The sequence below is a fragment of the Clostridioides sp. GD02377 genome, assembly GCF_045899875.1.
Lineage (GTDB): Bacteria > Bacillota > Clostridia > Peptostreptococcales > Peptostreptococcaceae > Clostridioides > Clostridioides difficile_A.
Map to the genome: position 1 here is coordinate 56856 of NZ_JBJODA010000022.1, position 9591 is coordinate 66446.

At 26.4% G+C, this 9591-nt stretch carries 18 protein-coding genes; 13 read left to right on the forward strand and 5 right to left on the reverse strand.

All coding sequences use genetic code 11. From position 1 onward, the window contains the following. The first annotated feature begins 17 nt into the window (after positions 1–17). Positions 18–911 carry a helix-turn-helix domain-containing protein gene (locus Q3304_RS17600; protein WP_407814395.1) on the forward strand — a complete coding sequence of 298 codons (894 nt, stop codon included), beginning with the start codon at positions 18–20 and terminating at the stop codon, positions 909–911. A gap of 174 nt (positions 912–1085) precedes the next feature. On the opposite strand, the gene Q3304_RS17605 is transcribed toward Q3304_RS17600, so the two are convergent. Both Q3304_RS17605 and Q3304_RS17610 read right to left on the reverse strand, forming a co-directional pair. Further along, positions 1086–2204, reverse strand: a complete 1119-nt coding sequence (locus Q3304_RS17605; RefSeq protein ID WP_407814396.1) for a tyrosine-type recombinase/integrase — start codon at positions 2202–2204, stop codon at positions 1086–1088. A gap of 61 nt (positions 2205–2265) precedes the next feature. Next, on the reverse strand, positions 2266–2667 hold the full coding sequence (locus Q3304_RS17610) for a type II toxin-antitoxin system HicB family antitoxin (RefSeq protein ID WP_407814397.1): 402 nt from the start codon (positions 2665–2667) through the stop codon (positions 2266–2268). A 201-nt stretch (positions 2668–2868) separates the two neighbouring features. Here Q3304_RS17610 and Q3304_RS17615 point away from each other — a divergent pair, with 201 nt between their 5' ends. The 4 genes from Q3304_RS17615 (at position 2869) to Q3304_RS17630 (ending at position 5304) form a co-directional block, all read left to right on the forward strand. Then, complete coding sequence (locus Q3304_RS17615) at positions 2869–2994, forward strand: hypothetical protein (protein WP_407815455.1); 126 nt, start codon at positions 2869–2871, stop codon at positions 2992–2994. Positions 2995–3278: 284 nt separating this feature from the next. Next, entirely contained in the window at positions 3279–3725 is a 447-nt protein-coding gene (locus Q3304_RS17620) for a Panacea domain-containing protein (RefSeq protein ID WP_407814398.1), read from the forward strand. A gap of 8 nt (positions 3726–3733) precedes the next feature. Then, positions 3734–4636 (forward strand): hypothetical protein, encoded by a 903-nt coding sequence (locus Q3304_RS17625; RefSeq protein WP_407814399.1) that lies wholly within the window; start codon positions 3734–3736, stop codon positions 4634–4636. A gap of 530 nt (positions 4637–5166) precedes the next feature. After that, positions 5167–5304 (forward strand): hypothetical protein, encoded by a 138-nt coding sequence (locus tag Q3304_RS17630; protein ID WP_176699547.1) that lies wholly within the window; start codon positions 5167–5169, stop codon positions 5302–5304. A 114-nt stretch (positions 5305–5418) separates the two neighbouring features. Here Q3304_RS17630 and Q3304_RS17635 read toward each other — a convergent pair whose 3' ends face one another. Together Q3304_RS17635 and Q3304_RS17640 are read right to left on the reverse strand one after the other, a co-directional pair. After that, entirely contained in the window at positions 5419–5661 is a 243-nt protein-coding gene (locus Q3304_RS17635; RefSeq protein WP_407815289.1) for a helix-turn-helix domain-containing protein, read from the reverse strand. A 33-nt stretch (positions 5662–5694) separates the two neighbouring features. Next, positions 5695–6096: a helix-turn-helix domain-containing protein gene (locus Q3304_RS17640; protein ID WP_407815290.1), complete on the reverse strand. Its 402-nt coding sequence runs from the start codon at positions 6094–6096 to the stop codon at positions 5695–5697. Between the two features lie 152 nt (positions 6097–6248). Here Q3304_RS17640 and Q3304_RS17645 point away from each other — a divergent pair, with 152 nt between their 5' ends. The 3 genes from Q3304_RS17645 (at position 6249) to Q3304_RS17655 (ending at position 7545) form a co-directional block, all read left to right on the forward strand. Further along, entirely contained in the window at positions 6249–6470 is a 222-nt protein-coding gene (locus Q3304_RS17645; protein ID WP_407815291.1) for a helix-turn-helix transcriptional regulator, read from the forward strand. Positions 6471–6475: 5 nt separating this feature from the next. After that, positions 6476–7264, forward strand: coding sequence for a phage antirepressor (locus Q3304_RS17650; protein WP_407815292.1), 789 nt, complete (start codon positions 6476–6478; stop codon positions 7262–7264). An 86-nt stretch (positions 7265–7350) separates the two neighbouring features. Next, the gene (locus Q3304_RS17655; RefSeq protein ID WP_407815293.1) at positions 7351–7545 is read left to right on the forward strand and encodes a hypothetical protein; all 195 of its coding nucleotides are present in this window, start codon (positions 7351–7353) and stop codon (positions 7543–7545) included. Between the two features lie 100 nt (positions 7546–7645). On the opposite strand, the gene Q3304_RS17660 is transcribed toward Q3304_RS17655, so the two are convergent. Next, complete coding sequence (locus Q3304_RS17660; RefSeq protein WP_407815294.1) at positions 7646–8014, reverse strand: hypothetical protein; 369 nt, start codon at positions 8012–8014, stop codon at positions 7646–7648. Positions 8015–8094: 80 nt separating this feature from the next. On the opposite strand from Q3304_RS17660, the gene Q3304_RS17665 reads away from it, so the two are divergent. From Q3304_RS17665 to Q3304_RS17685, 5 genes are all read left to right on the forward strand, one after another. Beyond that, a complete protein-coding gene (locus tag Q3304_RS17665; RefSeq protein WP_021385635.1) occupies positions 8095–8292 on the forward strand; it encodes a helix-turn-helix domain-containing protein in 198 nt (65 codons plus the stop codon). 16 nt (positions 8293–8308) lie between these two features. Further along, a complete protein-coding gene (locus Q3304_RS17670) occupies positions 8309–8638 on the forward strand; it encodes a transcriptional regulator (protein WP_407815295.1) in 330 nt (109 codons plus the stop codon). A 132-nt stretch (positions 8639–8770) separates the two neighbouring features. Continuing rightward, entirely contained in the window at positions 8771–8953 is a 183-nt protein-coding gene (locus Q3304_RS17675; RefSeq protein WP_231300588.1) for a hypothetical protein, read from the forward strand. Then, positions 8943–9188 (forward strand): hypothetical protein, encoded by a 246-nt coding sequence (locus tag Q3304_RS17680; RefSeq protein ID WP_243192968.1) that lies wholly within the window; start codon positions 8943–8945, stop codon positions 9186–9188. Before Q3304_RS17675 ends, Q3304_RS17680 begins: the two co-directional genes overlap by 11 nt. Positions 9189–9273: 85 nt before the next feature. Beyond that, positions 9274–9591, forward strand: a 318-nt coding sequence (locus tag Q3304_RS17685; protein ID WP_407815339.1) for a siphovirus Gp157 family protein, incomplete at its 3' end; no start/stop codon positions are given.

Consider the following 9591-nt stretch of genomic DNA (forward strand, 5'->3'; position numbering starts at 1 on the left):
AAAAGGAGACTAGATTTATGAAGGATAATATTGTTACTAATAAAAATAAAAAAGAAGTAACACAACAAGGTTCATTTGAATTTCCAATTACAGTCTATAAGACTAAAATAAGTGAAAATATTTTGGGGTATATTGATTGGCACTGGCATGAAGAGTTACAATTTTGTATTGTAACAAAAGGTAATATTAATTTTAATGTTGATGGAGACTCAATAATTTTATCTGAAGGAGAAGGGATATTCATAAATGCAAGGCAATTACATCAGGCAAAAAATTATAAAGGAAGTGATTGCTCTTATATAAGTGTAGTTTTTAATTCAGACTTTATATCTAGCTTTGCAGGAAGTCTCATAAATATAAAATATATACAACCTTATATAGATAATTCTAGAATTAATTATTGTATTTTGAAAAATGATATTGACTGGAAATCGGTTATACTAAACAATATTTTTAAAATTTATGAAGAGTATAATAAAATGGAAATGGGATTTGAATTACATATATTTATATTATTAATAGAAGTATGGAATATTTTAATAAAATCTTATTTTGTATCATTCCCTAATGATAATGCTAGAAACAATAGTTTGCATATAAGAAATATAATTGGCTATATATGTGACCATTATATGGAGAAAATCGAACTTAATGATTTAGCAAAAGAAGTTAATTTATCTAAAAGTACTTGTTGTCGTGAATTTAAAAAATATATGAATTGCACTATTTTTGAATATATTATTAATTACCGCTTGGTAACTAGCTCAAATTTATTAATTTCAACTAATGATTCTATTTCAGATATAGCTTATCAGTGTGGATTTGGTAGTACTAGTTATTTTATTGAAAAATTTAAAATGAAAACAGGAGTATCGCCGTCTATTTATAGAAGACAAAAGACCAGTTTTTAATAAGATATTATTTTTATATAGTATAATAAACAGGTATAAATAAATATTAATAAACGATAAAATGTGCGAATATAGAGGCTTTTAGATGAAATTATTATTTAATAACTGACTGACATTTAACTGACAAAACCTTTTTTTTAGGTTTAACTGACATTTAACTGACAGTCAGTTATTTTATTTAAAGAGTATTTTACTTAAATTGTCAGATGCTTCTTTGTCCATCTCTTCAAGCACATGAGAATATCTATTCATAGTTATTTGTATATCCGTATGACCTAACCTTTCTGAAACAACTTTCATATTAGTGCCTCCTAAAAGAAGCAAGCTTGCATTTGTATGTCTTAAATCGTGTATTCTAATCTTTCTTAAATTATTTTTATTAATAAAATCATAAAAAGTTTTTCTTAATGCAGAGGGTATAAATGGACTTAAATTTGTATTTAAGCAAATTAAATTATTCTCATTTTCAAGCGTGCCTTGTAGTTTAAATTTGTTTTGTCTTAATTTTTCTGATTTAAGTTTTTCTACTAATTCTTTTGGAACTGACAGTGTTCTTTTTGATTTTAGTGTTTTAGGTTCTTTAAAATCTATTTTACTATTAACATATATAAGTATTTGATTAACGCTTACTGAACATGTATCTAAATCAACATCACACCACCTAAGGCCAATAGCTTCCCCTATCCTCAAACCTAAGAGCAACATTAGCAAAATAGGTAGTTCTATATTACTGCCATTTAGTTTCTCTATTAATAATAAAGCTTCTTCTCTATCATATACTTTAATCTCAAATTGGTTTTCTCTAGTTGGGAATTTTACAAAATCGAATGGATTTTCAGTAATTTCTCTTAATCTATACGATTCTTTTAGTACAGAACCTAGAAAACTACACCTTACCTTAGCACTTTCAAAAGAACCACTATTAAAAATATCATTTATGAAAGATTGAATCAAACTAGGGTTTATATCTACAAGTTTTATATTTTTAAAAAAAGGAACTATATAATTTTTAACCCAAGAGTTTCTGTTTACAACAGTATAGGGAGACCAATTATTTTTATTTATTTCTATGTATTTATAACATCTATCTACAAGAGTTGCAGATGATGGAGCAACAAACTTATTATTATTCATAGACGATTTTATTTCAATTAAATGTTTCTCAGCATCCTTTTTCTTTTCATAACTTCCATAACTTTTCTGTTTTATTTTGCCAGTTAGTTCTTCTATGTACTCCACATATACATAGAATTTATTGTTTCTTTTTCTTATAAAAGCTGATTTGATGTTCATATGTACACTCCCTTTATAAGTATATTTATATAAAAGGGCAGTTGGACTGCTCTAATTATATCTAATGAATGTTAAGATGATTTTTTAAAGCTTCTTGAAGTATCTGAGAAAAATTAACCTTATTTTTTTCAGCTTCTCTATTAAGCCATTGTGGGATAGTAAGCGTTTTTTTAACAGAGTAATTTTCTATAGCTTTTCTGTGAATAGGCATATATATATCTATTAAAGCAGGTATTTGATTTTTATCTAAGTTTAATTTATCTATAGTCGTTGGATTAGGTATTATGTCATCGTCTTCTTCCATATCATACAGATGTAGCCCTAATGCTTCTTTTGACATTTTTAAGGCTTCTTCTGTTGTATCTCCACATGTGTAACAACTTGGTAAATCAGGAAATTCTACAGAGATGCCATCATTATCATAGCTTAGTATAGCAGGATATACATATATATCTTTTTTCATTTTATCAGCCCTCCTTACAATTATATTATGAAACGTATTTATATACGTGTCAATTGTTAAAAAGATAAATATTTTAAAAAATGAAAAAACTTAGTGTAAAATTATTAAGATGTATTACAATAATTAAAACTATACATGTACATTGTGTTATATAAAATTTTACAAATATAGTAGTTTTTGAGCTTTTAGTGTGTTATAATTATGTTACCAAAAGGATACTTAACTGTGTTGGACTTGTGTATTTATTTTAAATTGATGAAACAAGATGTGTTGTACATTGTTATCGAACATATGTGCGTTATATGTGGTCTTATGATTATTGAATAGGAATAATTAGTCATTATCTAAACAGGTTTTGTATAATGTTACGACGATTTTGAATATAAAGAAGTATATACTAATTTATATCTATATTTTAAAAAGCACAAAATATGTGGTATTTTTTAACATATATTTGATTAGAATAAGTAAAAGTGGAAATTTTATGCTATAATAATTCTATAGACATAGAACCGCTATTATGACATTTTATTCAAATAATATAAACTTAGTATAAATAATATAATTTTACAAATATTATTTAATAATGAATACGAGCGGAGGTGTTTTATATGTTTAACATAAATTGTAGTGCTATAGAGGTTGCTAAATATATTTTATGGTATTGTGAAGATAGATGCAATCATCCTATAAGTAATCTGAAATTACAAAAGATACTATATTATGTACAAGGAAAATATGTAGCCAATTTTAGAAAGCCTCTTTTTTATAATAGGATAGAGGCCTGGGATTATGGTCCAGTAGTTCCAGATGTATATTTTGAGTTTGGAGAATACAATAGTAAGGCAATAAAAAATATAAAACCTATAGATTTTAATTTGTTTAATGAAAAGGATGAGACATTTATAAATAAAATTGTGGAATCGTTAGTATATAAAGATGTATGGGATATTGTAGAGCAAACTCACTCAGAAGACCCATGGAAATATAGTTATATGAGAGGTCGAAATGAGGAAATATCAATTTGGGATTTAAAGGATTGGTTCGAAAAGCATTAGGAGGAACAATGAAGTTTTTATCTGATGAGCAAGTGGAACTAGTATTAAAAAAGTTAGAAAAAGGAAAATTAGAGCAGATAAAGAATATTGAACTGGATGGAGATAGTATTAGGTATAGTTTTATATTGGAATATATAAAAGTTTTAGGCCTTGATAGTAGAGATAATTTGCAAATAAACACTTTACTTTATATGGAAACCAATGAAGGTGATATTAATGATATTTTAGTTCATATATTAAATCATATTTTATTAGAGATTCCTAGAGCTAAAGAAATGGAATCTCTAAGAAATGAAAGTAAAAATACAAAAGAAACAAATAATAATATTAGGTCTGAGATACAAAATTATGTTATGGCAGTAAAAGAGTGTGAGGAACGGGTTTCAAAATCACAAAGTGAATTTATAAGTATTCTAAGTATATTTGCAGCTGTAATAATTGCTTTTCTTGGAGGAATGAGTTTAATAGGAAGCGCGTTAAATAATATGGATAATGTAAGTAAATATAGATTAATATTTGTGCTGCTTACGATTGGTTTTATAATGTTTAATGTTATTTATATGTTACTTTATATAGTGTCAAAATTAGTTCATGGTAAGATATATATGAAAAAACAAGAATGTGAAGAATGTGACAAGAGGAAAATATCAAATTGTTTGATAAATAGACATCCTTTGTTATTCTATTATAATTATTTTTCTAGTATTTTGATTTTTCTAGTATTCTTATTATACAATATTGATAAATATAATATATTTAGTGCTATAGCAAATCTTATAAATATAGATAATAGTCTAGTTCTTATACCAATAGAAGGTATTATATTTTTAGGATGTGTTTTGCTAATAATATATAAAGTATCAAAAAGAATTATTTCTAAAAAAGATTGTTCTAAGGAAGATGCAAGCTAGTTTAATTATTAATGTTCAAGTAAAAAGGATAAACATGTTCAGCATGTTTATCCTTTTTTATTTTTTTGTTCTATTTCATGATAATAACAATTCAAGTATATAAAATTTTCTGTACAAATGCTATCCATTTAGGAAAAAATATGTAATTAGATATATTTAAGAAGTAATTGATATATTTATATGATATAAAAAATAAAATGAACAAATTATTGAAAATTATATTAAATATTATAAAAATAAGTTTTCATAAAAAAATATAATAAAAAACTCGATTAATAATACATATAAAATGGTAAAATTAACCAACACTCTACAAATTTCGATTTTTTTATTACAATTGCGAGTTTTTTATTGCAAGAATAGAATAAAAGTATTATCATGTAAGTAAGATAATTATCAAAGACAATTCTGAATAATCTAAAAATATTTTAGGGGGTTGAAAGGGTGTAATTATATAAACTTTATTAAAAATTGTTGGGAGTTTTTAACTAAAAATAAGAACATAAGTTCTTGTGATAGGGGGAGAGTATGTGGAGAAGTCAAAGTATAATGATATTTCAAGATTAAATTCAATTATGAAAGAATTAAAAGATTTGAATGAGAATAAAATCAATGAATATAAAGTGAAAGTGGAAGAAATGTACAAAAGTAATAAAAAAGAGGATTGAATCCTCTTTTTTATTTAGAAGTGTTACTTTCTTTTTCAAAAAAAGCAGTAGCTGTTTTCAAAAGTATTTCTTGTGAATCAAAACTTAATTTATTGAATAAAAGTATAATTTTTTCTAAGCTTTCTTGATTAACTTTGTTATAAAAAAAGCTTGTTTTTCATTTTCTCTACATAGTAAGAAATCTAGAGATATATCAAAATAATCTGCTATTGATATTAATATATCCTGACTAGGAAATCTTCTACCACTTTCCCAATTACTTATTGCCACTTTTGTTACATTTAGTATTTTACCAAGTTCTTCGCCAGTTAAATTTTTTTGAACTCTCATTTCTTTTAGCCGTTGACCGAAATTCATAATTAAACTTCACCTTCTAGAAATTAAAATAGATTATTTTTTATTTTTTTCATCTAATAAAAATAATTCTGCCACTTTTAAAGCTTTTTCTCTTGCGTCTGGACTTAGTTCACTGAATACATTAAAAACTTTTCTCATACTTTCATCAAGATTCATATTTTCAATAAGTTCTTTTTCTGTTTTAAAGTTTTCAGCATCGTAATCTCTGCCACTTTTATTTATAAATAAATTGTTTCTTACATTTGTTTTTCCTAATAAATAATCTATAGATACATCAAATAAATCCGATATTTTTAACAAAGTTTCTTGGTCAGCACTTCTTCGACCTTGTTCATACATGCCTACTGTGCTAGGCGATATATCTAACTTTTGAGCTAATTCAGACTGTTTTAATTTGGCATCTATTCTAAGTTCTTTTAATCTTTTTGCAAACATTTCGAAAACTCCTTTTTGATTTATAATAACACAAAAAGTGTAGAAAAAAATGATACTACACGAAAAGTATAAAAAAACATTGACAACACGAAATGTGTGGTGTATTATATAAATATAAACACACGAAACGTGTAAAATGAGAGGGTGATTAAATGTATAATAGTTTAGTAGATTTTAGAAATTCTAAAAGAATGACTCAAAAAGAAATGGCGAACATGTTAGGTCTGACACTAACCCTATATTCAAAAGTAGAGTTGGGAATTAGAAATCCAAGTTTTAACTTTCTTATGAAATTTAAAAAAGCTTTCAAAGAAGTAAATATAGATGAAATTTTTTTTGAAAACAAATCACACGAAAAGTGTATGAGAGGATGATAAGTATGAATAACTTACAAACAATCAAAGAACAAGAGTTACTAGGCAAAGAATTTAGGATTTATGGAACTTTAGAAAAACCTTTATTTTTAGCTAAGGATGTAGCTGAATGGATAGAACATAGCAATGTATCGATGATGTTATCTAATATCGAAACAGAAGAAAAAGAATTAATACAGATAGGCACTCTAAACAATGCTTATAGTGCTTGGTTTTTAACAGAAGATGGCTTGTATGAGGTTTTGATGCAAAGTAGAAAACAAATTGCTAAACAATTTAAAAAAGAAGTTAAAAAGATATTAAAAGAAATACGTAAAACTGGAGGATATATACATACAACAGAAGATATGTCAGATGATGAAATAATGGCAAGAGCATTACAAGTAGCTCAAAAGACAATAGAAAAGAAAAGTAAAGAAATAGAAGAGAAGGATAAAGTAATTCAGTTACAACAACCAAAAGTAATCTTTGCTGATTCTGTGGCATCTTCCAATAACTCTATATTAGTTGGAGAACTAGCAAAGTTACTTAAACAAAACGGAATTAATACAGGAGAAAAAAGATTGTTTGCTTGGTTAAGAGATAATGGTTACTTAATAAAACGCAAAGGTGAGGATTATAATACACCAACTCAAAAAAGCGTGAATTTGGGAGTTATAGAAACTAAAGAAGGTACAAGAGTTCATCCAAATGGATACATAAGTGTAACTAAAACACCAAAAATCACTGGAAAGGGTCAGGTTTATTTCATTAATAAATTTAAAAGTAGCAAACAAATATCAATGTTAGGTTAAAACGAACTAGCACTTTGAAAATTAAATACAGAATATTTTGAAATATATTATTTTAATTAATTATTAACTAGGAGGTTGCTAAAAACATGAAAAATAATACAAGTGATTCAAGAGTAAGATATTTTTGCAAGTGTCCACATTGTGGGTTTGATAATGAGGTAGAAGTTAAAAAAGGATTGAAGCCCAAAATATGTTGCATATGCGCAAAAGAAGTTGAGTATGAAAAACTGGAGCGACAAAGTGATTCAGAAAATACCGAAATTAAAGGAGTGTGTAATTAAATGAAAATAATATTAGAGTTTGAAAATGTAGAAGAGTACAAAGATTTCATAAAAAAATCTGCTCAATGGCCAAATAGCCAAGAACAGATTAAAATAAACATTAATCCTGACATAAAGAAAATTGTTCCAGATAATCTTCTCTATCAACTGGAAAAAAACCTACAATTTGCTCAGGATATAATATCATCTCATTGAAGTTTAATTGTATATTAGGATATTTAACAATAACATTTTTTAAAGCAATTGTATTAGTGTTGTTTACAAGTTGAAGTTCGTCTTTCATTTTATTAACAAGGTCAACTTTTAGTTTATTTAAATCTTTATGTATACCCGTAGAATTATTTTTGAAATCTGGTTCTCCAATTACAAAACCAAAATTAGTCAATATTATAATATCTTTGATTCCCATAGAATCACAATAAGAACTAAGTATTTCAATATCTACATATTTTCCTGATAATTTTTTCATTGATATATAACACCTCCATTTTTAATAATATGGAACATAATCCATATTTATATTATACCATGTAGAACGAAGGTGATTAAGTGTTAATAGGCGACAATATAAGTCAAATTTTAAGAAAAAGAAATATAAAAACTTATAAATTGGCAAAGGAATTAGATGTAGATGTAAGTGGATTATATAAGATTTTAAGAAATGAAAATAGAAATCCAACTGTAAACACTCTAATAAAAATAGCTGATTATTTAGACATTACATTAGATGAACTAGTTGGAAGATAGAAAGGGTGAGATAAAAATGAGTGTAGCATTACAATTCGTAGATACAAAAGACTTAGTGCAGGAGTTAATGAACAGAGATGATACAACAGACATCATTAAGATGTTTTTAGATAGAGAAGGAATTAAGCAAATGAAGTTAGTCACACTAAAAGAGTTTAAAGAGTATTTGAAAGTGTCAGATGTAACAGCGAGAAACATGATAAAAGAAGCAGAAGCACAAAATCTATATACAGTTATCAAGGTTGGAGTAAGTTACAGAGTAGATTTGATTTCTTTTGAAGAATATGTGATGAAAAATGCAATGAAAGATAGGAATGTAATGAAAAAGAGAAAGGGGGTGATTTAAATGACTCTAAGATGGTTTCTAAGATTCTGTAAAAAACATAAGAAAGTACCTACACCAAAGTTTTATGCAGAGTGTGTAGCTTATATGGAAGAATGCAAGCAAAGAGGACTTGAACTTTAAGGGGGATTGAAGATGGAAGTAACTAAAAGATTTTTAGAATATAAGATACAGGCTCTAAATGAGAGGATAGAATTTAAAAAGTCAATTGGATATAAGTGTAGAGCAGATGAAAAAGAATTAGGAGCATATGAGGATATTTTGCTTATGTTAAATTCAGAAATTGAATCAATAGGGGGATTGGAAAATGAAGAGTAGACAAGAATTAATCAAAGATATAGAAAAATACAGAAAAGCACAATATTTAATATATTTAGATATAGTACAAAGAGCATGGGCAGATAGAAGTCTTACGACAGATGAACAAGACAGAATTAAACAAGAAGCATATGCAGAGTACAAGAGGATAGAAAAAGATACCGAAGAAGCAGAAGAACTGCTAATGAGAGAAGAATTTGAAACAGATAGACCCATAGCAGTTCAAATAATGTAGAAAAGAGCCATTGCAACTGGCTCTAATCAAAAGGTAAATCAAAAAAATTTAATTAAGCTAATTATAGCATAAATGGAGGGAAATTATGAGTACTTTATATGAATTAACTACAGATTTATTAGAAATAGAAGAAGGTTTAACAGAGATAACAGGGAATGAAGCTGAAAAATTAGAGGAAATAAAAGAAATAATAAAACAAGAGATACAAAATAAAAACACTAGAATAGTTTCAGTAATAATGAATATTGACAGTGATATAAGCTCTATAGATTCAGAAATTAAGAGGTTGCAAGAGTTAAAGAGAGTTAAAAAGAATAGTCTTGATAGGTTAAAAAGCAATATAAAAGATTGTATGGAGTTACTTGGTACTAAGAAGGTAGAAACAATTTTAGGAAATATAAGT